The sequence below is a fragment of the Polymorphobacter sp. PAMC 29334 genome (assembly GCF_019431245.1).
In the GTDB taxonomy this organism is placed as follows: Bacteria; Pseudomonadota; Alphaproteobacteria; order Sphingomonadales; family Sphingomonadaceae; genus Polymorphobacter_B; species Polymorphobacter_B megasporae.
This window is the reverse complement of record NZ_CP080243.1, coordinates 947,611-973,844: the sequence shown is the minus strand read 5'-3', so window position 1 is coordinate 973,844 and position 26,234 is coordinate 947,611. Positions and strand designations below refer to the sequence as shown.

24 protein-coding genes and 1 tRNA gene are annotated in these 26,234 nt (G+C 61.0%); 5 read left to right on the top strand and 20 right to left on the bottom strand.

The window, feature by feature from the left end:
• Positions 1–1,182: a glycosyltransferase gene (locus KZX46_RS08480; RefSeq protein WP_219776229.1), complete on the top strand. Its 1,182-nt coding sequence runs from the start codon at positions 1–3 to the stop codon at positions 1,180–1,182.
• 100 nt (positions 1,183–1,282) lie between these two features.
• Here KZX46_RS08480 and KZX46_RS08475 read toward each other — a convergent pair whose 3' ends face one another.
• From KZX46_RS08475 to KZX46_RS08460, 4 genes are all read right to left on the bottom strand, one after another.
• On the bottom strand, positions 1,283–2,464 hold the full coding sequence (locus tag KZX46_RS08475) for a putative sugar O-methyltransferase (protein ID WP_219776228.1): 1,182 nt from the start codon (positions 2,462–2,464) through the stop codon (positions 1,283–1,285).
• Positions 2,465–2,600: 136 nt separating this feature from the next.
• Positions 2,601–3,440, bottom strand: a complete 840-nt coding sequence (locus KZX46_RS08470) for a GDP-mannose 4,6-dehydratase (protein ID WP_219776916.1) — start codon at positions 3,438–3,440, stop codon at positions 2,601–2,603.
• 42 nt (positions 3,441–3,482) lie between these two features.
• Positions 3,483–4,517 (bottom strand): GDP-mannose 4,6-dehydratase, encoded by a 1,035-nt coding sequence (gene gmd, locus KZX46_RS08465; protein WP_219776915.1) that lies wholly within the window; start codon positions 4,515–4,517, stop codon positions 3,483–3,485.
• Positions 4,518–4,673: 156 nt separating this feature from the next.
• On the bottom strand, positions 4,674–5,714 hold the full coding sequence (locus KZX46_RS08460) for a glycosyltransferase family A protein (RefSeq protein WP_219776227.1): 1,041 nt from the start codon (positions 5,712–5,714) through the stop codon (positions 4,674–4,676).
• Positions 5,715–5,932: 218 nt separating this feature from the next.
• Here KZX46_RS08460 and KZX46_RS08455 point away from each other — a divergent pair, with 218 nt between their 5' ends.
• Positions 5,933–7,444, top strand: coding sequence for a lipopolysaccharide biosynthesis protein (locus KZX46_RS08455; protein WP_219776226.1), 1,512 nt, complete (start codon positions 5,933–5,935; stop codon positions 7,442–7,444).
• On the opposite strand, the gene KZX46_RS08450 is transcribed toward KZX46_RS08455, so the two are convergent.
• The 10 genes from KZX46_RS08450 to KZX46_RS08410 form a co-directional block, all read right to left on the bottom strand.
• Positions 7,401–8,345: a class I SAM-dependent methyltransferase gene (locus KZX46_RS08450; RefSeq protein ID WP_219776225.1), complete on the bottom strand. Its 945-nt coding sequence runs from the start codon at positions 8,343–8,345 to the stop codon at positions 7,401–7,403. The genes KZX46_RS08455 and KZX46_RS08450 overlap by 44 nt on opposite strands.
• Positions 8,346–8,373: 28 nt before the next feature.
• Positions 8,374–9,216 carry a hypothetical protein gene (locus KZX46_RS08445; RefSeq protein ID WP_219776224.1) on the bottom strand — a complete coding sequence of 281 codons (843 nt, stop codon included), beginning with the start codon at positions 9,214–9,216 and terminating at the stop codon, positions 8,374–8,376.
• Complete coding sequence (locus KZX46_RS08440) at positions 9,209–10,048, bottom strand: NAD(P)-dependent oxidoreductase (protein ID WP_219776223.1); 840 nt, start codon at positions 10,046–10,048, stop codon at positions 9,209–9,211. Before KZX46_RS08440 ends, KZX46_RS08445 begins: the two co-directional genes overlap by 8 nt.
• Positions 10,045–11,271, bottom strand: a complete 1,227-nt coding sequence (locus tag KZX46_RS08435; protein ID WP_219776222.1) for a class I SAM-dependent methyltransferase — start codon at positions 11,269–11,271, stop codon at positions 10,045–10,047. Before KZX46_RS08435 ends, KZX46_RS08440 begins: the two co-directional genes overlap by 4 nt.
• Entirely contained in the window at positions 11,268–11,828 is a 561-nt protein-coding gene (gene rfbC / locus KZX46_RS08430) for a dTDP-4-dehydrorhamnose 3,5-epimerase (protein WP_219776221.1), read from the bottom strand. Before rfbC ends, KZX46_RS08435 begins: the two co-directional genes overlap by 4 nt.
• Positions 11,828–12,880 (bottom strand): CDP-glucose 4,6-dehydratase, encoded by a 1,053-nt coding sequence (gene rfbG, locus KZX46_RS08425; RefSeq protein ID WP_226896185.1) that lies wholly within the window; start codon positions 12,878–12,880, stop codon positions 11,828–11,830. Before rfbG ends, rfbC begins: the two co-directional genes overlap by 1 nt.
• Positions 12,877–13,650: a glucose-1-phosphate cytidylyltransferase gene (rfbF, locus tag KZX46_RS08420; RefSeq protein WP_219776219.1), complete on the bottom strand. Its 774-nt coding sequence runs from the start codon at positions 13,648–13,650 to the stop codon at positions 12,877–12,879. Before rfbF ends, rfbG begins: the two co-directional genes overlap by 4 nt.
• Positions 13,651–14,486: 836 nt before the next feature.
• Positions 14,487–15,566, bottom strand: a complete 1,080-nt coding sequence (locus KZX46_RS08415) for an IS630 family transposase (protein WP_219774168.1) — start codon at positions 15,564–15,566, stop codon at positions 14,487–14,489.
• A gap of 787 nt (positions 15,567–16,353) precedes the next feature.
• Complete coding sequence (locus KZX46_RS23475; protein WP_370647549.1) at positions 16,354–16,437, bottom strand: hypothetical protein; 84 nt, start codon at positions 16,435–16,437, stop codon at positions 16,354–16,356.
• 239 nt (positions 16,438–16,676) lie between these two features.
• A tRNA-Ser gene (locus tag KZX46_RS08410) sits at positions 16,677–16,766 on the bottom strand.
• Between the two features lie 144 nt (positions 16,767–16,910).
• On the opposite strand from KZX46_RS08410, the gene hspQ reads away from it, so the two are divergent.
• From hspQ to KZX46_RS08395, 3 genes are all read left to right on the top strand, one after another.
• Positions 16,911–17,339 carry a heat shock protein HspQ gene (hspQ, locus tag KZX46_RS08405; protein WP_219776218.1) on the top strand — a complete coding sequence of 143 codons (429 nt, stop codon included), beginning with the start codon at positions 16,911–16,913 and terminating at the stop codon, positions 17,337–17,339.
• Between the two features lie 105 nt (positions 17,340–17,444).
• Complete coding sequence (locus KZX46_RS08400) at positions 17,445–19,262, top strand: ABC transporter ATP-binding protein/permease (protein ID WP_219776217.1); 1,818 nt, start codon at positions 17,445–17,447, stop codon at positions 19,260–19,262.
• A 74-nt stretch (positions 19,263–19,336) separates the two neighbouring features.
• Complete coding sequence (locus KZX46_RS08395) at positions 19,337–21,373, top strand: amidohydrolase family protein (protein ID WP_219776216.1); 2,037 nt, start codon at positions 19,337–19,339, stop codon at positions 21,371–21,373.
• A gap of 282 nt (positions 21,374–21,655) precedes the next feature.
• On the opposite strand, the gene KZX46_RS08390 is transcribed toward KZX46_RS08395, so the two are convergent.
• From KZX46_RS08390 to alr, 6 genes are all read right to left on the bottom strand, one after another.
• Positions 21,656–22,228: a fasciclin domain-containing protein gene (locus tag KZX46_RS08390; protein ID WP_216709630.1), complete on the bottom strand. Its 573-nt coding sequence runs from the start codon at positions 22,226–22,228 to the stop codon at positions 21,656–21,658.
• Positions 22,229–22,309: 81 nt separating this feature from the next.
• Positions 22,310–23,050, bottom strand: coding sequence for an anti-sigma factor domain-containing protein (locus tag KZX46_RS08385; RefSeq protein ID WP_219776215.1), 741 nt, complete (start codon positions 23,048–23,050; stop codon positions 22,310–22,312).
• The gene (locus KZX46_RS08380) at positions 23,047–23,592 is read right to left on the bottom strand and encodes a sigma-70 family RNA polymerase sigma factor (protein ID WP_226896184.1); all 546 of its coding nucleotides are present in this window, start codon (positions 23,590–23,592) and stop codon (positions 23,047–23,049) included. The genes KZX46_RS08385 and KZX46_RS08380 overlap by 4 nt, the downstream gene beginning before the upstream one ends.
• Entirely contained in the window at positions 23,589–24,350 is a 762-nt protein-coding gene (locus KZX46_RS08375; protein ID WP_216709632.1) for an ABC transporter ATP-binding protein, read from the bottom strand. Before KZX46_RS08375 ends, KZX46_RS08380 begins: the two co-directional genes overlap by 4 nt.
• Positions 24,350–25,150, bottom strand: a complete 801-nt coding sequence (locus KZX46_RS08370) for an ABC transporter permease (protein ID WP_216709633.1) — start codon at positions 25,148–25,150, stop codon at positions 24,350–24,352. The genes KZX46_RS08375 and KZX46_RS08370 overlap by 1 nt, the downstream gene beginning before the upstream one ends.
• Complete coding sequence (alr, locus tag KZX46_RS08365) at positions 25,147–26,160, bottom strand: alanine racemase (protein ID WP_219776214.1); 1,014 nt, start codon at positions 26,158–26,160, stop codon at positions 25,147–25,149. The genes KZX46_RS08370 and alr overlap by 4 nt, the downstream gene beginning before the upstream one ends.
• Positions 26,161–26,234: the final 74 nt, after the last annotated feature.

Here is a 26,234-nt window from a genome sequence, read left to right as displayed (position 1 = left end):
ATGGCCAACCTGCTCGTTCTGACCCCGCGTTATCCCTATCCCCTGATCGGCGGCGACCGGTTGCGGATCCACACGATATGCCGCGAACTTGCCAAGAATCACCGTCTTACGCTGCTAAGCCTGTGTGAAACACGCGAAGAAATGACCGCCGAGCCCCCTGACGGTGTCTTTGCCACGGTTGAGCGCGTTTATCTGCCAAAATGGAAGTCGATGGCGAACACGCTCGCTGCCCTGCCATCGCGCACGCCCCTCCAGATCGCCTATTACCGAAGCGCCGCGTTTCGTTCGGCTGTCGAGCGGCTTGCTCCTGGTCACGATGCCGTCCTAGCGCACCTTGTCCGCACCGCAGAATACGCGGTTGCTTTCCCCGGTCCAAAAATCCTGGAGATGACCGACGCAATCTCCCTCAATTATTCGAGGGTTCAGCAGACTGGCAGCCGATCGCTACGGCGTCTGATCTACATGGTAGAGCAATCTCGGCTGGAGCGTTACGAGCGGGCAATCGCCGATAAATTCGATCTTTCCGTCCTGGTCTCGGAGATCGACAGGAAATTCCTGTTCGGTGACTCCCCAGGCCGGCTCGAGCGCACACTCGTGTGCTCAATCGGGGTCGACTGGGCGAAGCTGCCGTTCACCGCAAACCGCGCGGGCACGGTGATCGCCTTTGTCGGAAATATGACAACGCTGCAGAATCTCGATGCCGCGCGCCGCTTTGCCACCGATGTCCTTCCACTCATAGCGCAGCGGGTATCTGGCGCCACGTTCCGTGTGGTTGGGCGAATCAACGATGCGGGACGGCGCGCCCTCGCTTTGCCCGGCGTAGAGGTTACCGGCGAGGTCGACACGATTGCCGCCGCCGTGCGGGATGCGGCCATCGCTGTCTGCCCGATGCGGTTCGGTGCGGGAATACAAACCAAGGTGCTCGAGTACATGGCTCTTGGGCTGCCGACGGTGATAACGCCGATCGGACTGGAGGGGCTGGGAGCCGTCCCCGACCGCGATGTCGTTGTCGCGGACGGTGCCGAAGCCTCTGCGGAAGCAGTCGTGGCGTTGCTGCGCGCTCCGTTGCATCGCGAAAGCCTGGCGATCGCCGCTCGCCGCTATGTTGAGGATCACCACGGGTGGGACGCTTCCCTGCGCGCGCTGAGCACCCGCGTCGTGACGTTGCTCGGTACGCACTGAATATTGTGAATCCAAGTATTCAGATCGGACTAACGTGACAACTCAGTGAACCCCCAATTGTGCCTAACCGGCTATGCACGTTCTCAATACCGACTAACAGTTATATTGGTTGAGGTTTCCCGATATCATACCATTCGGTTACGTAACCCTTACGTAGCCAAAAAGGTGCACGGCTTCTTCGAGTAAATCCGCCCACGCCTGTTACCAAATCCGGCACGTTGTTCTGTGCCTGACCCCCGCCGCTTGGAACCTGACACTCTTGGTTGATACTCAGCATTTGCTTGGTTGTCTTTTTGATCCAGTTTAAATAGTCAAGCACGGCAGTAGCATCAATTTCCGGAAATGAGTCGACGTTGACTACAACGTCGTAGATGTCATCTACCATCTCACGTGCAAAGTATGGCGCGATAATAACTTCTGCTGTAGAATTTGCTGTCTCGCCAAAAAATTGGAAGCATCGTTCGGGCATGGTGCGGGCTAGGTAGTATGACTGAAGGACATTCATATGCGGCAGATCGATGATGCTGTACTTTTCGGTCCCAAACTTCATGCTCCAATAAGCGAGACGGCCAATTCCCCCGCCAATTTCGCAAATTTTTCGAGCATCACCGTTTGAATGCAAGGTATGCGCAATCGACTGACCATATACGTCGCGTTTATGTATCACGCGGCCACCCGACACGAGCTTGTAAAGGCCGCCGTCTATTTGAGGTGTGTGCAGCGAACGACCGATCTTCAACTCGATCATTTCAAGAAGGTCGGCGGCCGGCACGCTAAGCAACCAGCCCGCCTGCCCTTGCTCCGGATTCTCGACGGGCACAGCACCGACCTCTTCGGCAAAGGACGCGATCCGGTCTTTCATCCAGACGGCCATGAACCGGTTGTAGCTGCCCGATAAAGTGAGACGACGATGGGCGTGCTGCCCCTGCATAGTGCCGTGAGTCGCGTCTGTGCGGTACATATTGCAAAGATAAAATGCCAGTTGGTCAGCGGTACCATTTATAAGAATATCAAGGTAGCTATGCTGGATTGTCCGCACATCGGCCCAAATATCGTTAGTTGGACCGATAACCGCGCGCTCGGCCTCATTGGCCATACGAAACGCCTTCAGCAAACGCGCGGCGATGTGTCGATCTAGGTCAGTAGGAGCAATATCAGGCATGGCGAGCAGAGGCTCGTTTAAGACACGACTACTATCATGAATGATGATCTCCCACTCTTGACGGGAAACGAAAAATTGCCACCGAGCTCGGCCAATGCCGCGTCGGACAATCGAAAACATAGGGCCTCCCCGTTAAACCAATAGTATGTAGCGTGTCCCACCGACGGGACGATGATCAGCCGCGAAACGTGCTTGTGATCTGACAATAAACGTTTCTTAGAAAGGACGCCACGCCGCTTTGCATCGGTTTCGCCAGTCAGGCGTCCAGCATCCAGCGCAGCGTTCCGATAAAATCGTGCCTTTCCATCTTGCCGGTGATCGCGTCAAGCTTTGCGGAACTGCCGGTCAGCATCTTGACTTCTTCGGCGCGCATGAACGCCGGGTTGGTGACGATCTTGATCGTGTGACCGGTGATCTCCGCGCAGCTATCGACGATCCATTGCAGCGAGTAGCTTCGCCCCGAGCAGATGTTGACGATCGCACCGGCCACCGGTGAATCGAGCAGCCGGGCATACGCGGCGGCGACGTCGCGGACGTCGCTGAAGTCCCGGGCCACGTCGAGGTTGCCAAGCTCGACAACCTCCGCGCGGCGGCGGAAATGATCGACGATCTTTGGGATGAGGAAGCTCGGCGACTGGCCGACTCCGGTGTAGTTAAATGGCCGGGTCACCAAGATCGGCAGGCGGTCGAACCATTGCCGCGCCATAAGCTCCATCGCCAGCTTGCTGCAGGCATAGTGATTGACCGGCGCCGCCGGCATCACCTCGGTCAGCGGCGAAAGAGGAGAGTTGCCATAGATGTTGGCGCTGCTGGCGAGGATGATCTTGGTCGGCACGTGCCTCGCAGCCGCCGCAGCTTCGAGTAGGTTCGTCGTGCCGACGGTGTTGACGCGGTAGAAGTCGGCAGGATCGCCATGTCCAACGAAGCTTATCGCGGCCAGATGGATGACGGCATCGGGCTCGGCCACAGCAAATGCCGTCACTAGCGAGTCCCGCTCCTTCAGGTCGAAGCCCGGACTGGCGATCTCTGGATCGACTATCTCATGTCCCTTGGAGCGCAGTGTATTTTCGACATACCGGCCGGTGAACCCCGACATGCCGGTAACAAGGATTCGCAAAGGCACTTTTAGCTGAGCAAGTCAGAACGAGACGCCGGCGGTGACGCGGCGCATGTCGGCATCGACCATCAGCCGGCACAATGCCTCCAGGCTGGTCGTCGCCTCCCAACCCAGCTCAGCTTTGGCTCGGGCGGGATTGCCGATCAGCAACTCGACCTCGGCTGGGCGGTAGAATGCCGGGTCGACACGCACCACGGTCGCTCCGGTTGCAATATCGACGGCAGTCTCAGTATCGCCGCTACCGCAAAATTCGAGTTCCACTCCGACAGCCCGGAACGCCATCCGTACAAAGTCGCGAACCGTCTCGGTGCGATTGGTCGCCAGCACATAAGAGTCCGGCGTGTCGGCTCGCAGGATTCGTATCATACCGTCGACATAATCCTCGGCGAAGCCCCAGTCGCGCTTGGCATCCATGTTGCCGAGCGCCAACGTATCGAGCTTGCCAACCTTAATCCGCGCAACCGCGTCTGTGATCTTCCGGGTCACGAACTCCAGCCCACGTAGCGGCGACTCATGGTTGAACAGTATGCCGCACGATCCGTGAATGTCGTAGGATTCGCGGTAGTTGACGGTCATCCAATGCGCATAGAGCTTGGCAACGCCGTAGGGGCTCCGCGGATAGAATGGGGTCGTCTCGTCCTGTGGGATCGCCTGCACCTTCCCAAACATCTCCGACGTCGAAGCTTGATAAAACCGAATTTTCGTATCGATCAGCCGAATCGCCTCGAGCAGGTTAAGTGCGCCCAATCCGGTGATCATCGCCGTTGCGGTCGGCTGTCGAAACGACACGCCGACGAAGCTCTGCGCGGCCAGATTGTATATCTCGTCGGGCTTGATGCCGGAGATGAGTGACATAGTCGCGCCAGGGTCGACGAGATCATGTTCGACCAACTGCAGGTCGGGATGATCCCGCACCCCCAACTCGTCAATGCGCCAAAAATTCGCCGAGCTAGTTCGACGAAAAGTGCCGACTACCTTGGTTCCTTCGGCAAGCAGTTGGCGCGCCAGATATGCGCCGTCCTGGCCCGTTATGCCGGTGACAATCGCTGTGCGCATGAAAAAGAAGACTCCAGAAAACAGATTGGCGAGCTCGGCCACATAGAGGCACGCCAGCAAAGATCGAACCCAGATTGGAGGGCGAACTACTCATCAGTTGGCAAATTGTCACGCACTTTGCGACGGTAGCGAGCACGGCAGCGCCGCGGCGCAAGGCTAGTCCGGCTGGCGAGCCACCGCTGGCCTGCTTACACGGCACCGGTCAGGACCCTTCAAATCGATTGCTCGGCCAAGCTGAAAAGCCAGCCATAGCCGACGCGCCAACAGGCGCGGACCACGTGCCAACCCTCGGTCATGCCAATCCGTCCCTTCACACATACTTGCAAATGTGGCGTCCAGCTCGTTAGCTCGCGCTCGATTTGACGGGGTCAACGCCCATTGTGTAATGCGTGAGCCGTAGAGCATGCTTTCCCGCGCCAGAAGGCGAGCGAGGGCGTAGCGTGCCGGTGGCGACGTGGTCATCTCCGTAAATTCTTGCTGGATCGCCGCCATGTAGGAGGCCAGTGCCTCGACATGAGCGTTTATTTTCGCCGGCGTCATCATTCCGGAGGCACTCCCGGCGTGAAGCCGATATGCACATTGAGCGGTCTGAAGGCAGGCTTTGTGCCCGAGCGCAGATAGTCGCGCGAATAGCAGATCGTCGGCAAACAACAGGCTCGGAAAAGCCGGAATCCCTTCGACCTTGATGTAGTCGGACCGGCGAAAAACATAACCAATTCCGAACGAGTCTCGTAAGCCCCAGCTTCGAGCTTGAATAAAGTCAACTGCACTTTCCGTATGTGGAATAGGTCGGCAGGGCCGTATCTGGCAACCTGTATCATCGACCAAATTGAACAAAGCCTGGTAGAGAGAGGCTGTCGGTGTCGACCTTATCAAGGCATTAATTGACAACAGAAAATCGGGATAAAAATAATCATCATGGCCAATAAACGTGACGAAACAATCACCAAAATGATCCTCTTTTAGTAATTCTAGTCCGCGCTGCCAGTTTTCTACTATCGACAAGGGCCTATTGGCGCATCGTACGGTAATCCTGCTGTCGCTGTACTGGGATAATATATCCAGGGTATCATCCGTGCTAAAATTCTCTAGGATGACAAGGTGCCAATCACCATAGGTTTGGGTAAGAACGCTTTCGATGGCCGTAATTATATACGGTGCGCCATTACGCACCGGGAGAATGATCACGTGCTTCATCAAAAATCCGTTAGCCTTACAAGGAGGTACGATCGTGAAAAAGAGCATGGGGGCGCTATGCATCACGGCTTGTAAGCGCGTAATGCCCTCCCGTACAGTTTTTGGGAGTCGATCGCTTTGATACAAACTCGCCGTTTGGCTACGGTCGGGTGCCATCCAATGAATCTCGATTCGAAATCCGTTCCGGCAGGGCAATGAAACCCAGATTATCGTATAGCTTGTTGGCGACGGTCTTTGGCCGAGGCCTCTCCGGTGGACTGGCTCTGGTCGTAACGCCTGTCTACATCCGGCTCCTTGGTACCGAAGCGTACGGCCTTTTTGGTTTTTACTTGGTGCTCTTTGCCACAGCGATGTTTCTCGATCACGCGGTCAGTTCCACGATCATCCGTGCTCTCGCCCGCCCTCCAAGCAATGACGACGAGCGCCAAGTCTATAATGACACTCTTCGCACCGGCGAAGCGCTATCGATCGGTACGGCGTTGATCGTTGGCGCCGCAATCATCGGTTTTGCGCCGTGGCTTGCCCGGACGATGATTCACGCTGGAAGCCTACCGCACGATCAGGTCGCCGATGGCATCCGGCTTATTGGGTTGGTGACGGCGGCGCAGTGGCCGACGATGTTGTATAGTGGTGCCCTAACCGGTCTTGGCCGCCTCGTCGAGCTTAGCCTCGTACGCGGTGCCGTAGCAGTAGTGCAGTGGCTAGGCGGCGCGGGACTTCTGTGGCTAGTTTCACCTCGCATCGAGGTATTGCTCGCTTGGCAAGGGGCTTGCGTCTTTCTTCTCGCTATATTGCTCCGGTATATGATCCACCGTTCGATGCCGCGATCTAAGGCACCCCCGCGCTTTTCAAAGCAGGTGGTTGCGACCTCGTGGCGTTTTGGATTGGGTGCAATGACCATCGCCGTAACCGGCACCATTCTCACGCAAGCCGACAAGCTGCTCGTGTCGAGTTCACTTCCAGTAACAACCTTCGTTGCGTACTCCCTGGCTTTTACCGTCGCGTCAGTCACGTCCGTGTTTATAGTCGCCCCGGCGATGAGTGTCGCTTTTCCACATTTTACCCGACTATACGCCACTGCCGATGACTTGCGGCTAGGCAACGAATACCGAAGGTGGACGCAATTGACGATCGTCTTTCTGGCCCCCGCGACATGTGTGCTCGTCTTGGCGCCCGCCTCATTGCTTAATGCCTGGCTCGGCGCACGCTCGACGATGAGTGCTGAAATTGCAGCTTATCTGCCTTGGATTGCGTTGGGAACTATGATCAATGCGGTAATGCTGCTGCCATTCAACTTACAACTTGCAGCAGGCTGGACGTTACTTTCATCTATAAAGAATCTACTGCTGTTGCCGATATTCTTGCTTACGATCGTGATTGGCATACCTCGGTATGGTGCAATCGTAGGGGCAGAAGCGTGGCTAGCTCTTAACCTAAGCTACTATATCGTTGAGGTTTACTGTATGCATCGCCGACTTCTTAAAAATCACCTTCTTCGTTGGTGGGGTATAGACACGCTGCTTCCTGTAGCTGCCAGCTTTGCAATTTTTGAGCTACTACATACACGTTTTACCCCATCAAGTAGTTCTATAATCGAGCTATTGCGATCAGCGGTAATCGCGCTGATCGTTACAATAGCACTTATCGCGGCACTGCCATATCCGCGTGCGATCGCTTCAGACTTGTTTAGCCGGGCAAGGTTTGCACGGGCTCAACGTCGGCTCGACTAAAAATTGCAGTAATGCCGGCGCCTTTAAGTTCGTCTCGGCTGTTCCGCCTGCAAAGGTCGCGCACCGTCGAAAATATCAGTGCAAAAATGCCCCTTACATAACGGAGCTTAATGTGTTCGAAGACGTGTAGATTGTCAGCGGATTTGCTTAGATCGCGACTTAAGCGATCGTTGGTCGTGATCGTCGCCAGACGCAACGACAGACTAGTGCACATAGCGACAAGCGCATCCGGCGACCAAAAGTAAATGTGACGTGGAGCATCCAAGTGATACCATGATGCGCCGAATCGCTTCGCCTGATCGCCGGCGATATTGGGAACTGCGATAAGCAAAATGCCTTTCGGCTTGAGCCGCTGCGCCGCTGCGCGAATGACGTCCCATGGAGCAGGTAGGTGTTCTAGGCTGTGCCAGAAAACGATTACATCATAAAGCTTGTCACGGGCATCAAGTGTCGCTGCCGCATCGTCCGACTGGGTCACGCCAACGCCGACCGTGTCGCGCAGAAATTCGACCGCAACTGGGTTCATCTCGATTGTGTCGACATTGAACCCGGCATCCTTTGCGTTAATACTAAATAACCCTATCCAGGGGCCCACCTCAAGTAGATCGCCCCCGCGACAATGAGTCAGGATCGGTTCCAGTCGATAACGCTCGGCCATTGCCAATTTGCGAAGTTCCGACAGAGATTCTGGAATCTCCTGATATCCCCCCGCGTAAAACTGCGACAAGTTTGTCGGCAACGGATCAAGAAAGAATAGTTCACATTTTGGACATAGAAAGTAGTCGAATTCTTGTTCCGAAAGATGCCGATTTGTGTCGAAGGCGGCCAGTGCGAGAGGTGCTGGCGTACCGCAACGATGGCAGGCAGCTTGCCTCGGTTGTCCGGAAATAGAATTAAGCACTCATATTCTCCATGAGACGTTCTATTGCTTAACGGCTGACCAAAGCCGTGTTGCTTTGCGATCCCCAAGCCAATTGCGTGAGCAACTGACGAAAGCCTGGCTCAGACGTAAGAAACTGGTCCGTTCGATTGTCAGCGATAATTAGGTTATTCTGATTATTTGTCCGAAACGTATTGCTGTGCGGCCACTGGGTGGGGCTGAAGATCTGCCCATCGGCACCAGCCACGACAAGCTGGCCGCCTCGCGCACAAAGATGGCGGGACAGGCCAGACCGTCCGCTTTCGAGGATCAATGCTTGCTCCTTCGTCCGCGGCTCACATCGAATAGCACCAAAGCGGGAAAATGCCGAGCGAGAAACCAATACGCCATTCGAGCGCAAATGCGGATTTGGGAATTTTGGAAATCGGGTTAGGAAACGCGTAAGCTGTATTCGAGCGAGATGATGTCGGGCGCGAGCCAGTCTCGATGCACCGGGTAGCGGTGACCAACGAGGCGTTTCCCACGAGCCTGTCGCACCGGCCATGACCACGTCGGGACTAGCCAATGCCGCGGCCAGCAACGCTAGCCAGCCATCGACCTGCGGTCGCGCGTGAGAGTTAAGCAGGCACAGGTTTTTATGACTAAGCATGCGGGCAGCTTGGAAATAAGCGCTCCAGTCGAAGCCAGTCTCCGGTACGTCGATAGTACTGGCACCACAGGATGCAGCAAGTTGCTCGACCTCGTCCCGCTGATCTGCCTGCCAATTCTTCATTAGGAAGATCAGGTCGTGCGAGCATCGCGCCGGGTAAAGGGAATAAGCTGCAATAAACTTTTCGACAGTCTCGATCCCGTGCGCGCCTCGCGCGATATACGTGATTGCAATCTCAGCCATCGATTTCACCGAGCAGGCGCTCCAGCCGACTAGATGAGCCCCAAAATGCCATAGGCTCGTAATCCGGATACGGGAATATACCGCGATCGAGCGTGATCGACGAGCCGTTCTCACGCACGACGCGCTCGACAAAGCCGCGCACTGATGTCGGCTTGCCCGAGCAGACATTAAGGATCCCGGCACCTTGTACGCCCAGCGCCACATCGACAATCGCAGCTGCGACATCGACAACTGGCAGAAAGTCACGCAGTTGCTCGCCACCCGACATAGGAAACCGCGCATCGCCGCGTGCTATGGCAGCCATGATCTGCGGGTAAAGCGAAGTTGCCGCCTGACCTTCGCCGTACATGTAGAACAAACGCAGCCACGTCAGGTCGAAAGGCCGTGCTGCACGCAAAAACTCCAGCTGCTGCCGCAGCGCATCCTTGGCGTAGGCATACGGATTTCCGGGCCGGGCATCCACGGTCTCGTCGAGCTCACCATCCTGCATGCCGTATTCGTAACAAGTGCCAGCGATTATCAGACGGTCGGCCCCGCCGTCGATCAGCCTGCGGAGAAACGCATATTGTAACGGCAACTCAGTCTCGAAATGGTGGAGCGAGCGATAGTTCGGCAGGCCGGCCCAGGCGAGATGGATGATTGCGTCGGGACGACTAAGCCGGTCGAAGACATCGCCCGCGTCGGCAAGGTCGATAGCGACATGGGCAATGCCCACCGGCAAGTTGACAGGACGCGTCCGCGACGACGCCACGACCTCGACGCCGCGCCGCGCCAGAGCGGCAACGACGTGCCGTCCGACGAAACCGCTGGCGCCGGTAACCGCGACCTTCACGTCACGGCGATTTCGGGAATCGCGGTAACGAAACGCCCGCCCCAATCGCGGATATAGGCGAGCTGCTCGACGATCTCGCTGCGGAGGTTCCACGGCAGGATGATGACGTAATCGGGCCGCAACGCCTTCAGATGGTCCTCATCGACGATGGGAATCCGGCTGCCAGGCATAAAACGGCCCTGCTTGCCCGGGCTCCGGTCGACCACCCACGGTAGCAGGTCGGGCCGTATCCCGGCATAGTTGAGCACGGTGTTGCCCTTCGCGGCGGCGCCATAAGCACCGACGCTACGGCCGTCGCGCTTTGCGTCGAGCAGGAAGCGGACGAGTGCGTCCTTGATCGTGTCGGCGCGCGCCTGGAAGTTCTCGTAATAAGCGGCGGTCGTCATGCCCGCGTCGACTTCGGTCGCGAGCATCCGTGCGACCGCTGCCGTCACCGGATGCGTCGCGCTGTCGGCACGTTGGGCGAACACGCGCAGGCTGCCGCCGTGGGTCGAGACTTCCTCGACGTCGAACACCTGCAGGCCGTTGGCGGCGAAGATCGCGCTGACTGCGGTGAGCGACAGATAAGAAAAATGCTCGTGGTAGATTGTGTCGAACTGCGCCTCGGCGATCAGCTTCAGCAAATGCGGAAATTCGAAGGTCGCGACGCCGGTGGGCTTGAGCAGGACCGCAAAGCCGGCGGCGAAGTCGTTGATGTCCGGCACGTGCGCGAGAACGTTGTTCGCGGCGGTCAGGTCGGCGGCATGACCATCGGCGACGAGGCGCGTGGCCAGCTCGACCCCGAAGAAATCCTCGACCACCGGGATGCCCTTGGCACGCGCGGCAGCGGCAGTGCTTGCGGTCGGCTCGACGCCGAGGCAGGGGATGCCGCGCGCGGCGACGTGCTGCAGTAGATAGCCATCGTTCGACGCGACTTCGACAACGTTCGAACTGCTGTCGAGGCCGAAGCGGGCGATCATCGCGTCGACATACGCCGCGGCGTGCGCCAGCCAACTCGTCGAGGTGCTGCTGAAATACGCATAGTCGTGTGCGAACAGCTCCGCCGCGTCAGCATGATCCTGCGTCTGGACCAGCCAACAGTTGGTGCAGGTGAAAACCGTCAGCGGATACGACTTCTCGGCAGCTAGCAGCGCATCCTTGGTCAAATAGGCGTTCGACGGCGGCGACGCGCCGAGGTCGATCAGCTTGAGCGTGACCTCCGCGTGGCAGTGGCGGCACTTCATGCATCTACTCCGGTAAAATCTTCTTGGTTAACGGGATGTCCCGCATCACGCGCCGAAATCGTCGTCACAGCGAGCGGCCACGCAATCCCCAGTGACGGATCGAGCGGAGAAAGCCCAGCTTCAGCGTCAGGAGCATATGCGCGCGAGTGAAGATAGAGGAGCTCGCACCCGTCTTCCAACGCTTGAAACCCATGGGCGCAGCCCTGCGGAATCAGCAGCGCGCGGCCATTGTCGGCGGATAGCTCCTCGGCGTGCCAGCGCAGAAATGTCGGCGACCCCGCACGCAGGTCCACCGCGACGTCAAATACGCGACCGCGGATACACGTGACGAGCTTGTCCTCGGCATGCGGCGGACGCTGGTAATGGAGTCCGCGCATGGTCCCAGCCGTTTCGGTCAGCGTGTGATTGATCTGCGCGACCGGCAGCGCGAAGCCGGCTTCGCGAAGCTCATCGGCACAGAAGATCCGGCTGAGGAAGCCGCGAGCGTCACCAATCCGTTGGCGCTCGACGATGACAACCCCTGCGAGCGGGGTCGGTGTGACGGTGAAGCGGGCCATTAGGATGCCGCGTAGCGCGTGATCTGATCGCGGCAAACCTCGGCCATGACCTCGCCGTCGCGCCAGCGCCGATGCCACTCGACCGTAGCCTCGAGCGCAGTCGCCAGGTTCCAGCGCGGATGCCAGCCGAGGATATGCCGCGCCCGGCTGCTGTCGAGCTTGAGATAGCCGGCTTCGTGCAGCGCGATCTTTTCCTCTGCCTGCCACGTTGCACCGGGCGTCGCGGCGCAAAGATGGTCGAGAATCCATCGGACGGGGCGGGCATCTTCATCGGCAGGGCCGAAATTCCACGCGGTGTCGATGCCGTCGCCGTCGGTCGCAAGCCGCTTCGCCAGCGCCAGATAGCCCGCGACGGGTTCGAGCACGTGTTGCCATGGCCGCGTCGCACCCGGGTAGCGCACATTAAGCGCCTGTCCGGCGTCGGTGCTGCGGAAGAAGTCGGGGATCAGCCGGTCGGCCGCCCAATCGCCGCCGCCGATGACGTTGCCCGCACGCGCACTGGCGACGCGGACGCCCGCAGCGGAGAGAAATGAGTCGCGCATCGCGGCGGTGACGATCTCGGCGCACGCCTTGCTCGCGGAATAAGGATCACGTCCACCAAGCGGCTCGTTCTCGCGATAGGCCCATAACCATTCGTTGTTGGCGTAACATTTGTCAGTCGTCACGCTGACCACGGCACGAACAGTCGGGCAACTGCGAACCGCCTCGAGCAGGTTCGCGGTTCCCATGACGTTCGTCGCAAAGGTTTCGATCGGCTCGCTATACGACAGCCGGACGAGCGGCTGGGCGGCAAGATGAAAGACGATCTCGCAATCGGCTGCGACCAGCGCGGCGGTCAGCTTTGCGGAATCGCGTACGTCGCCGATTGTGTGGCCGGCAATCCGGTCAGCCATACCCGCAACGTCGAACAGCGAGGGGGTGGTCGGCGGTGCCAGCGAATATCCGTGGACCTTCGCGCCAAGCTCGCTGAGCCAAAGCGACAACCAGCCGCCCTTGAAGCCGGTGTGGCCGGTAACGAAGACCGACTTGCCTGCCCAGAACGCGTCGCTCACGTCCAGCACTTCCACGGTGCCGTCCCCGACGCCCATAATTGCTCGAGGTGGTTCTTGTCGCGCAGCGTGTCCATCGGTTGCCAAAAACCGGTATGCATGTACGCCTGAAGCTGACCAGAGGCGGCGATCCGGTTGAGTGGTTCCGCCTCCCAGGTCGTCGCGTCGCCGTCGATATAGTCGATGCACGCCGGCGACAGCACAAAGAAACCGCCGTTGATCCAGCCGCCGTCACCGCGCGGCTTTTCGACGAAGCCACGCACCTCCGACCCGGCCATGTCGAGAGCGCCGTAGCGGCCCGGCGGCTGCACGGCGGTCACTGTTGCAAGCTTGCCGTGCGCGCGATGGAACTCGATGAGAGCGGTGACGTCAATGTCAGCGACGCCGTCGCCATAGGTGAAGCAGAACTCACTTTCGCCCTTGAGATGCTCGGCAACCCGTCGCAGGCGACCGCCGGTCATCGTTTCGTCGCCGGTATCGACCAGCGTCACGGTCCACGGATCCGCCTTGCGGTTATGGACCTTCATCTCGTTGGTGCTCATGTCGATCGTCACATCCGACATGTGAAGGAAGTAATTGGCAAAATACTCCTTGATCACATAACCCTTATAGCCGCAGCAGATCACGAAATCGGTGATGCCATGATGCGAATAGAGCTTCATTATGTGCCACAGGATCGGGCGAACGCCGATCTCAACCATCGGCTTTGGCTTCAGATGTGTCTCTTCGGAAATTCTTGTGCCGAGACCGCCTGCAAGGATCACCGCTTTCAAACCACAAAACTCCCTAGTGCGTGCTGAAGTGCGTTCCGCGACGAGCGGAACGCTGTCGACGCGCGCCCTTAGCACTTGTCTCTGACCCAAGAAAGCGGGAGTACCTTCTTGGCCCCCCAAGATGGCTGTTGCGGCGGATCACGACCGAGATCGAGATCGCATCCGCAATGAGCGGCTGCGCATAATTATGAGCAGTCTAGAGGTCTACATGGCCAATTGTTGGGGCTGATCGGATTGGGTTACCCCAGATTGCGGCCAATTCAAAGCCACTGAAAGTATGAGTATGTGCGTGAACAGCGAGGCTCTGCACAAAAGCGTTGTCGAGCAAAGGCCGTAGACGGCCTATGCTCGCTGCGACTGCGTTCCAGTACATCTATCAACCGCCGTATTTCACACAGGGGGTGGCCGTCGCCGTTGCGGCGGTTGCCGAAGAGCGACCTGATTACTTCGGCCTGCCGCGCTGCAGGCACCTCGCCGTAGCTTGTAAGGTCGTAATCGGCGACGTGTATACCATGTTCTGGCTCCACGCTTTGAAGTCCTCAGCAGTGGTGAAGCGCTGCTCGCCGAGTTGGGCAATGGTCTTCCGGATCCCACCTCGTACCGCATCTTCCGAAGGTAGACTCATGAACACCTGCAACCCCAAGAATGAGCGCATCAAGCGAAGCTATTTCAACTGGAATGCCAACGCTAAGGGGCGTTTGCCAACGACAATCGATCACGCTGGACGAGCTATAAGATCCTACGAACTTTTATTGGCCAAAAAGACTTCAAGACATTTAGAAGCTGCGGTAGCTGGGGAACATGAAGCGACTACGACCGGTCACAGTTTGTATCGCCTAGTGGATTGATTCTAACGTTTGGTGCCCTCGCCTGACGGCGGCGATGATTTCGTCTGGATCGGCGCGCCAGACGAAGGGTCGGGGCTGCTGATTGTGCTCCTTGATGAAGCGGTTGATAGCGGCCTGGAGGTCGACAACGGAGCAGAAGACGCCGTTTTTCAGGCGCCGGCGGGTGAGCTTGGCGAAGAAGCCCTCGACGGCGTTGAGCCACGAACACGACGTCGGCACGAAGTGGAACGTCCAGCGCGGATGCCGGGCCAGCCAGGCGCGGACTTTGGGCTGTTTGTGGGTAGCGTAATTGTCGAGGATGACGTGGACGGCCTTGTCGGGCGGCAACTCGGCCTCGACGGTGTTCAGGAAGCGGATAAACTCCTGGTGCCGATGGCGCTGCATGTTGCGCCCGATCACCGAGCCGTCGAGCACGTTCAACGCCGCGAACAAGGTCGTCGTGCCGTTGCGCTTGTAGTCGTGGGTCATGGTCGCACCCCGGCCGCGCTTGAGCGGCAGCCCCGGCTGGGTGCGATCGAGCGCCTGGATCTGGCTCTTCTCGTCCACGGACAGCACGATCGCGTGCGCCGGCGGCGAGACGTAGAGGCCGACCACGTCGTGCAGCTTCTCGGCAAAAGCCTTGTCGTTGGACAGCTTGAAGCTCCGCCAGCGGTGCGGTGCCAGGCCATGGTCGTGCCAGATCTTGACGACCGAGGACGCAGCGATGCCGACCGCCTTGGCCATCGCGCGGACTGTCCAGTGCGTCGCTTCATGGTCGGGTGGTGCGAGGGTCAACGCCACGATCTTGTCGACCAGCGCAGTCTCGAGCGGCGCGATGCCCGGAGGTCGGGTCTTGTCGCGCAGCAAGCCATCGACGCCTTCGGCCATGAAGCGCTCCTGCCAGCGCCACACGCAGGTCTTCGACTTGCCCGTCGCCGCCATGATCGCAACAGTGCCCAGGCCGCCCGCTGTCAGGAGAATGATCCTGGCCCGCCACACGTGCTTTTGCGGGGAGCCGCGCGCCGCGACAATCGCTTCAAGCCGAGCCTTGTCCGAGGCCGTGACCTCGATCCTGATACCAGTGCGCATCCCCCAACGTCGCACGTTCGACCGTCGCCGGGAATCCCCAACAGGACTCGTCCGTCCCGATCAATCCACTAGATGGACTCGACGGCTTGAGCAACCAGCGGGCCTACCGATTTTTTGCGAATATCGGCCTCGCGAGCGGCTGTAAGCTTCATCTTCGCAGCCGGTATTTCCCAAACGGGGTCGGCGCCGTCTAGATGCGCAAACTCCGTTTACTCGGCGTGGCGAAGCACACTTGGACGCACGGCCATCAAGGCCAGCAGTCGAGAAGAAATCTTGGTGACAGGAGACGCCACTGCCCACTCATCGTCGACAAGAAGCTGACGTGCCTTAAAGCGATTGGTTGGCACTTGTTGACGTCCTTTAACCGAGAGTGGCTTAATTGCACTTCGAACGATCGCCGCGGGATCAGACTGCCCGATCCCCGATGCGATGGCATATACGAACACGCCAGATATACGTTGACGAAGGCGACGCGCCGTCTCGATCGCCGGGCGCTGCGCGACAACTCGCAGCGTCTCCAGCGCAATCCCGGCGTGATCTGGTTAATCGGCAAAACGCCTAGCGCCGGAAAGACATCGTTGCGCAAACTATCGATTACATAGTTCGCGTTGTCGGATTGCATTCCGCCTTGTTAAGATCGTTCCATGCGTTCGCTTAAATCTCAAAGATGTTGGCTGCTCCGGGCGGGCCCTCCACAACTGCAAGCTTCTTGATCCCAGGATCACGCCCGGCGCGGAGTACCACGCATACTGCATCACGTTTTTCGCGCGCCTTGCCGAGTTTGACCTCAGTACGGACCGAACGTCAGAACCTTTTCCTTGCCGGCGAATCTGTACTTCATCCGCCACGATCGATCACCGGTGACTGACACGTAGAGATAGAGGCCTTTGCCATCCGCGAACTTGTAAAGCTTGTTGGTGGGCTTCGCAGCTTTGCTTCAAAATCGGTTACCGCCATCATCCCCCCATCGAGCGATACTCCTGTCCCTCATATAACTCTAGTTGGCTGGATGCTGGGTATTGGGCTAGATCGCCTCGGACACAGACACGACCTTACCCGTAAGGAAAGTAATTCGCTGTGGGCTGATTTAGACTGTGCTGGACAAGTCCGTGGCGGAGAGGGTGGGATTCGAACCCACGGTGAGCTTGCACCCACAACGGTTTTCGAGACCGTCCCGATCGACCACTCTGGCACCTCTCCGCGAGGCGGCGTCAAGGGCGTTGGCCCGGTCGAACGCGGGCGTATAGACGAGCACGTCGTGGTTTGCCAATGCCCTTCACGAAACCCGGGCGCCTATTATATGTTATCTTTGCGTAACAGGGCTTCGGCCCGCTGAGGTCAACCATGACAGTGATCGATTTCACCTCGCCGGGCGGTCCGGAATCCGGCAACTCCGGTCTGGGCACACCAGCGGCGGATCAGGTGCAGCACGCGTCGGTCCCTGACCCGGCGGCGATCGCGCGGTTCGGTATCGGCGAGGTCGTCCGCCACAAGCTGTTCCCGTTTCGCGGCGTCATCTTTGACGTCGACCCGGAATTTTCGAACTCCGAAGAGTGGTGGGAGGCGATCCCCGAGAATGTTCGTCCGCGCAAAGACCAGCCTTACTACCATTTGCTCGCCGAGAACGACGACAGCGCGTACGTCGCCTATGTCAGCCAGCAGAACCTGATCCACGACGACCTGCCCGAACCGGTCCAGCATCCCGCGGTGACGCAGATGTTCGCGGCCTTCGAGGGCGGGCGCTACATTCTGCGCCCCGAGGTCAGGAACTGACTTTCGCTTAGGCCCTGCATCGCAGCCTGCGCCGCTCGCGATGCGAGCGGTGCAGGCTGCCGCACGGCGTTGCAGCACGGCGCGTTTCGTCCCATTTAGAGGGGCATGAGAGACTCCGCCGCCGTCATCGATACCAATCCCGACGTCAAGACGCTCCGCCGCTTCCTGCCGTATCTGTGGCCCGCTGATAGCCAGGGCCTGCGTCGCCGCGTCGTGGCATCGCTGCTGCTCGTCGCGGCCGGCAAGTCGGTCGGCTACGTCATGCCGTATTCGCTCAAGGGCGCGATCGACCGGATGAGCGAGGGATCGCACGGCGCGGTGGCGCTCGCGGTCGCACTCGTCGCTGCCTATGCCGTCGCGCGCTTCGCCGGAGTCCTGTTCGACAATATTCGCAATGCGATCTTCGAGCGCGTCGGTCAGACCGCGGCGCGCCATCTGAGCCAGGACGTCTTCGTCCATATTCACCGCCTGTCGCTGCGCTACCACCTCGAGCGGCGGACCGGTGCGCTGACGCGGATCGTCGAGCGAGGGACCAAGAGCATCGACACGATGCTGTATTTCATCCTGTTCAACATCTTCCCGACGATCGTCGAGCTGATCGTCACGACGACGATCTTCTGGCTGAGCTTCGGCTGGGGCCTCGCCAGCGCGACGATCGTCATGGCGACGATCTACATCGTCTTCACCCAGAAAGTGACGAGCTGGCGCAACGCGCTGCGGCGCGAGATGGTCGAGACCGACAACCGCGCGACGGCGCGTGCGGTCGATGCGCTGCTCAACTACGAGACCGTCAAGTATTTCAACGCCGAGGCGCACGAGGCGCAGGGCTACGGCGCCGCGATGAACAAGTGGACCGAGGCGGCGATCAAGAACCAAAATTCGCTGTCGTGGCTCAATATCGGCCAGTCGTTGATCACCAACGCGCTGATGGGCGGGGCGCTGGCGTATTGCGTGTGGGGCTGGAGCCGCGGGCGCTTCAGCGTCGGCGATGTCTTCCTGATCCAGACGCTGCTGGCACAGCTGTTCCGGCCGCTCGACATGCTCGGCATGGTCTACCGCGAGATCAAGCAGGGGCTGATCGACATGGAGGCGATGTTCAAGCTGATCGACACGCAGGCCGAGATCGCCGACGCCCCGGGCGCGCAACCGCTCCACGTCACCGGCGGGCATGTCGCCTTCGATCACGTCGACTTCGCCTATGAGAGCCGCCGCCAGATCCTCCACGACGTCAGCTTCGACATCCCGCCGGGGCACAAGGTCGCGGTCGTCGGCCATTCGGGGGCGGGCAAGTCGACGCTCAGCCGCATCCTGTACCGCTTCTACGACATCGAGCGCGGCAGCGTAACGATAGACGGGCAGGACCTCCGCAGTGTGACGCAGGACTCCTTGCGCCGTGCAATCGGCATCGTCCCGCAGGACACCGTGCTGTTCAACGACACGATCGGCTACAACATCGGCTACGGCCGCCCCGATGCAACGCAGGCGCAGATCGAGGCGGCGGCGCGTGAGGCGGCGATCCACGACTTCATCATGGGGCTGCCCGATGGCTACAAGTCGACCGTCGGCGAGCGCGGCCTGAAGCTGTCTGGGGGCGAGAAGCAGCGTGTTGCGATCGCGCGGACGATCCTCAAGGATCCCGCGATCCTGATCCTCGACGAGGCGACGAGCGCGCTTGATTCGGGAACCGAGGCGGAAATCCAGGACTCGTTACGCGCGGTGTCGCGAAGCCGGACAACGCTCGTCATCGCCCACCGCCTGTCGACGATCGTCGATTCGGACCAGATCCTCGTCATGGCCGAAGGCCGGATTGCCGAGCGCGGGACGCACGGCGCGCTGCTGGCGCAGAACGGCATCTACGCCGAGATGTGGGCGCTTCAGCAGGCCGAGGATGAGGACGCGGGGCAGCTGCAGGCGGCGGAATAGACCGCCAGCCGCGTATCCTTGCGCGGCTTCGAAGCCCGACGCATTGTCGCACCCTGACTTCGGGGGATTTTGGTATGAAGCGTTCGGTCTATCTCGGCGGCGTTGCCGTCCTGCTCGCCACGACTGCCGCGGCTCAGGTCCCTGCGGCCGACCTCGCCAAGCCACCCGCCACCGCGACGCACTTCGTCATCGAATCGACCGGCGGCAAGCATGGCGACTCGTACGTCTGGACGACCGCCGACGGCACCCGGATGGGGCGCGAGAGCATGAACCTGCGCGGACAGGTGTGGGAAACCGACATGTCGGGCAAGCCGGGCGCCGACGGCTTCCCCGCGACGATGACGATCCGCGGCGTCGCCCCGACCGGCGATGTCGCCGAGACCTTCGCCGTCGCCGACGGCACCGCGACATGGACCAGCCCAATCGACAAGGGCCAAGCGCCGTTCTCGGGCCACGCCTTCTACGCGTCGCAGGGCGGGCCGGCGGCGACCAACCTGTGGTTGCTCGAGCAGCTTCTCGCGAGTCCCGACAAGTCGCTCGACTTGCTTCCCGGCGGCAAGGCGCACGCGGCGAAGCTGACGAGCGTCGAGGTCGGCGAGGGCAAGGCGAAGCAGACCGTCACTTTATGGGCGGTGTCGGGGCTATCGACCTCGCCCTTCCCGTTCTGGGCGGACGCCAAGGATCATGTCTTCGCGACGACCTTCGGCATCGGCTGGCTGCCCGAGGCGTATGCGGGCGAGCAGGCGAAGCTCGAAAAGGCACAGGCCGCCGCGCTCGCCGAACAGGCCCCGGCGCTGGCGAAGTCGCTGGTGACGATCCCGCCCGCGCCTGTCGCGTTCGTTAACGTCAAGATGTTCGACGCCGACAAGGTGCGCTTCCTCGCCAACCAGACCGTCGTCGTCGACAAGGGGCTGATCGTCGCGGTCGGCCCGGCGGCGTCGGTCAAGGTCCCGAGCGGGGCGCAGGTGATCGAGGGCCACGGCCTGACACTCGTGCCCGGCCTGTGGGATTGCCACATGCACGTCGGCGACGATTATACCGGGCCGCAGGAGCTCTCGCTCGGCGTCACTTCGGTCCGCGATCCGGGCAACGACGATCTCAAGACGATCGACCGGCGCGAGCGCGCCGCCAAGGGCGTACTGCTGTTCCCGCATGTCTATCCGTCGTCGCTGATCGACGGCAAGGGGCCGTACACCGCGCAGGTGGCAAACGTCGCGACGAGCGAGGCGGAGGCGATCAAGCTCGTCGATCGGGCGCACGATAACGCCTTCACCGGGGTCAAGTTCTACGGCACCTTCGACCCGGCGTGGCTGCCCGCGACGATCGCCGAGGCGCACAAGCTCGGCCTCCACGTCCACGGCCACATCCCGCATGGGATTCGCACCTCTGTCGCGATCGCCGACGGTTACGACGAAGTCACCCACATCAACTGGATCGTGATGGAGGGCGTCCCCGAAAGCGCGCTGGCCACCGACAACGGCATCGGCCGCTTCGAAGCGCCCGGGCGCTATGCCAAGGACATGAACCTCGACAGCCCGGCGATGACGGGGCTGATTGCGACGATGGCGGCGAAGCACATTTATTCGGACCCGACGATGGTGACCTTCGAAGCGCTGTACGTCCCTGATAACGGCGACCTGTCGCCGGCATATGCGCCCTTTGCGGGAACGCTCCCGCCGACGACCGAGCGGGGCTTCCGCAGCGGCGGCTTCGCGGTGCCGAAAGACCTGACGCGCGGCGACTATCGTGCGAGCTGGGCGAAGATGGTGACGCTGCTCGGCAAGATGCACAAGGCGGGGGTGCCGATCGTCGCCGGAACCGACGGGTCGGGGATCGAGATCATCCGCGAGCTCGAGATCTACCAACAGGCGGGCTTTACCCCCGCCGAAGCGCTCGCGGCGGCGACGATCGTCCCCGCGCGACTGGTCGGGCAGGACAAGCACACCGGCTCGATCAAGGTCGGCAAGACTGCCGATCTCGCGCTGGTCGAAGGCGACCCCTCGGTCCGGATCGGCGATCTGCGTCAGACCCGGCTGGTGATGCTCGATGGTAAATTGCTCAACGCCGATGCGCTCAGGACCGCGGCTGGATATTCGGGCCGCCCCAAATAAGCACGTGAACCTTTCTGTACGTTATCGTACTGTTTATTACAATTGCGGAATTAATCGTGTTTTTGCCGAAACGGCGTGCTCGCAATTACTGCGCGGAAAAGCGATTAATTTGAACAAAATCAGACTGTTATACACTATTTCGTGCATCTCGGGGACGGAATAGTAGAATTGCCATTCTTGATTTTTGTCAACGATACATCGCTAGTCAAAAACGATCGTGCAGCTCCAAATAAAAAGGGGCGGACCTTACGGCCCGCCCCCTCATCATAGTCGTCTTGATGATTACGGCATCAACACGGTATCGATGACGTGGATCACGCCATTCGACTGATAAACGTCGGCGATCGTGACGGTCGCCATGCCGCCCTTCGCATCGGTCAGCATGAGCTTCTTGCCCATCATCTTCGCGGTCAGCGGCTCACCCTGAACGGTGGTCAGCGTCGCGGTGCCGTGACCAGCCTTGATCGCTGCGGCGATCGCCTTCGAGTCCATCGATCCCGAAATGACGTGGTACGTCAGGATCTTGGTCAGCGTGTCCTTGTTCTCAGGCTTAACCAGCGTGTCGACCGTGCCGGCAGGCAGCTTGTTGAAGGCAGCGTTGGTGGGCGCGAAGACGGTGAACGGACCCGGGCCCGAAAGCGTCGGGACGAGGCCGGCAGCCTTGACCGCGGCGACGAGCGTCGTGTGATCTTTCGAATTCGCGGCGTTCTCGACGATGTTCCGCGACGGCAACATCGCCGCACCGCCAACCATCACGCTCTTGGTGTGCATCATCTCGGCATTCGCCGAGATCGCGAGGCCGCTGGCAGCGACCGCGAACAAGGCAGCGCGGAAAGCGCCGTTAGTGATCTTCATGAAAAGCTCCCTCGGGATATCGTCCGTTGGTGGACACCGCGAGCTACGTTCGACCGATCGTATCGGTTGCGTCCGAACGATTCAGATCGGCGCGAGCTTACCGGCTGCGACGACAGGTCCCGTCGGCGCGCCCGTACGCGATCCGCCGGGGGGCTCGAGGCTGATCGCCAACGTCGCGCCGCTACTCATCTCGGCGCGCAACGCGGCCGGAATACGGTGCGCTTGCGGATCCTTGAGGTCGATCACGCCGAGCGATCGCGGTGCATCCTTGCCGACGATGATCCAGAGCTCAGGGGTCAGGCCCCGGCTCGAATCGGCAGCGGCCGGAGTCAGGATCACCGCGCCACGCGCCGGATCGTAGGTCGCCGTGATCAGCACCGCCTTGCTACTGTCGGTCGCTGCCATCGACGCCGCGAGCAACGCGCCCGGCGGCTGCACCACCAGAGCCGGCACCGGTGCCGGGCCAGGGCGGCTGACGAGCAGCGCGACCGCGATTGCCGCAACGCCGCTCGCGCCGAACGCAACCGCACGCCAGACCGCCAGCGGCGCCCACAGCGATTGCGATATCGCCAGGGTGCGCGAGGCGGCAACGCGGAACAGCTCGCGATCGACCGCATCCCAGACCGCACGCGGAGCCTCGATCGGCGCGATTTCGTCGGCCAATGGAGCAAGTCGTGCCTGCCATTCTGAAACTTCGCGCGCGAACGCCGGATCGCTCCGCAGGCGCAGCTCGGCACGCCGCATCGTCTGACCGTCGAGCGCGCCCAGCGCGAAGTCGAGCGCCAGGGCCGCGTCGGAGCCTTCGGGAATCTCGTCGGTCATGCCTCGAGCGCCGTCCGCATCCGCATCAGCCCACGCCGGACCCAGCTTTTCAACGTCCCGATCGGCACACCCTCGCGATCAGACATCGCCTCATACGTCAGGCCCTCGAAGTAAGCACTCCGAATGATCGCTGCGTGCTTGGGATCAAGTGTCGCGAGGGCCGCATTGACGCGCTTCGCATCGTTGTGCGCGTCGATCACGACATCGGCACCGGGCGCGGTGTCGCGCACCTCCGCAGCGTCATCGAGCGTCGTCGTCGGGCGGCTGCCGCGCGCACGCAGGCGGTCGATCGCACGGTTCCGCGCGATCGTGACCATCCACGTGATCGGGCTGGCACGCGTCGCGTCGAACTCCGCCGCCTTGCGCCAAACTGTGATGTAAACTTCCTGGAGCACGTCTTCCGCCTCGCCCCTTTCGAGCAAGATACGGAGGATAACACCAAACAGCTTCGCCGACGTCGCTTCGTAAAGCATCTTTAATGCATTGCGGTCTCCCGCGCCGATGCGGTCGAGCATCGACACCAGCCCCGCCGTGCCGCTCACGCGGTCTTTATCTGCATTTTGATCGGCCCCTCTGCACGGCCATTTACGAACTGATCGACGTATTCGTTCCCGCTGGCATCGATTTTTGCGACGGGGCCGTTCCAGATCATCCGTCCAGAATAAAGCATGGCGATCCGGTCGGCAATCTTGCGCGCGCTCGCCATATCGTGGGTGATCGTCAGCGCAGTGATCTTGAGATCGCGGACAAGGTCGACGATCAGGTCGTTGATGACGTCGGCCATGATCGGATCGAGCCCGGTGGTCGGCTCGTCGAAAAAGATGATTTCCGGTCGCACCGCAATCGCACGCGCCAGAGCGACGCGCTTCTGCATACCCCCCGACAGCTCCGACGGCCGCAAATCGGCGATGTCGGCACCGAGCCCGACCTGTGCGAGATTGTCGATCGCCGCCGCCCTGAGCGACGCCGCGCCGCGCCCGCGCGGCAGCGCGAAGCTGACGTTGCGCCAGACGGGGAGCGAATCGAAGAGCGCGCCGCCCTGAAACAGCATCCCGAACTTCGCACGGTGGTCGGCGAGCGCACGGCCTTGGAGATTGGTGACCTCGACCCCGTCGACCTTGATGCTTCCCGAATCGACCTTGAGCAGCCCAAGGATCGACTTGATCAGCACCGACTTGCCGGTCCCCGACCCGCCGATGACGACCATCGACGTGCCCGCCGCAATCTCGAGATCGACCCCAGCGAGGACGATTTTCGACCCGAAGCGCTTGTGGACGCCGCTGAGCTCGATCTTGTTCATCAGCCGCCGCCAAAGACGATGACGGTGATGATCAGGTTCGACATCAGGATCAGGATGAACGCGCTGACGACGGCATTGGTCGTCGCCTTGCCGACCCCGGCCGCGCCGCCGTTCGAATGAAAGCCGTGGTAGCAGCCCATCAGCGCGATGATGAAGCCGAACACCGCCGCCTTGACCATCGACGAAACGACGTCGTCGGTCTTGAGGAACGACACCGTCGTCCGGATATAGCCTGCGCCGTTGAAGTTAAGCCGATACGTCGCCAGCAGATACCCGCCGAGGACACCGATGATGTTCGACACCAGCACGAGCAGCGGCATGACCACGACCGCGGCAACGACGCGCGGCGCGATCAGGTAGCGATACGGATCGGTCCGGAGGGTCGTCAGGGCGTCGATCTGTTCGGTCACCCGCATCGTCCCGAGCTCGGCCGCCATCGCCGACGACACCCGCCCCGCGACCATCAATCCGCCGAGCACCGGGCCCAACTCGCGGACGATGCCGATCACCGTCACTGCGGGCACCGTCGACGAGGCATTGAAGCGGCTGCCGCCGATGAAGATCTGCTGCGCGAGCGCCGAACCGGTGAACAGCGCGGTCATGCCGACGACGGGCAGCGAGAAATAGCCGATGACGATCATCTGCTCGGCGAGCCGCGCCGGATAATAAGGCGGCAGCAGCGCGCGGGTGATCGCCTCCCACGCGAACATCACGACGCGGCCGACCGACGCGAGGCCGCCGAGGACGAAGCGTCCGATCGCGCGGAGCACACCGAGGATATCGTGAGGAACGCCGGTCATTGGTATTCACGCGCATAGCGGTGGCCGAGGCCGGTTAGCAACTCATACCGCGACCGCCCCGACGCCGCCGCCGCCTGGACGAGGTCGAAATCGACGCGCAGCCATCCGCCCTCGGTCACATCCGCGCCGGTGACGTCGACCGCAACGAGGTCCATCGACACACGTCCGATCACCGGACACGCAACGTCGCCGGCAAAGGCTTGGCCGATGTTCGACATCGCCCTCGGGTAGCCGTCGGCGTAACCGATGTTGAGCACGGCGACGCGAGTCGGACGCGCCGCGATCCACGTTGCCCCATAGCCGACGCTGTCGCCGGGAGCGATGTCGCGGACCTGGACCACCCGCGCGGCCAGCCCCGCGACCGGGACAGCTCCGGCGGTGCCGCCGTACAGCCCGATGCCGGGGCGGGTCAGTCCGAACGCATAGTCGGGGCCGAGCATGATCCCCGACGAATTCGCGAGGCTGGTGCGACGAGCGGGGACTGCGGCGACGACCTCGCGGAAGGCGGCGAGCTGGCGCGCGTTCATCGGATCAGCGGGGGATTCGGCGCACGCGAGGTGGCTGTGGAGCGTGTCGATCGCCAGCCCGTCTAGCAGCCCGAGATCGGCGCGCGCGAGGCCGAGCCGGTTGATGCCGGTATCGACCATGACGTCGCACGGCCGGGTCGTCGCGCTGCGCCAGGCGGCGACCTGCGCCGGCGTGCACAGCACCGGGACCGCGGCGGACTCGAGCGCGGTCGCCAGCTCATCGTGCTGGACGCCGTGGAGGACCGCGAGCCGCGCGCCGTCGGGCATTGCCCCGAGCGCCGCCACCTCGGCCCACGATGCGACGAAGAAATCGCGGCATCCGGCGCGGGCGAGCGCGAACACGATCTCGACCGCGCCGAGTCCGTACGCATCGGCCTTGACCGCCGCCCCGCACGCGGCCGCGCCCGACGCGTGCGCGAGGCGCCGCCAGTTATCGGCGAGCGCGCCGAGATCGATTGTCAGGCGGAGGTTGGCGGTATCCATTTTCGCCCCCGCGCTTACGCGACGACGCGCGCGGAAGGCAAACCTCCCGCGCGCGTCTTCACGATGATCGATGT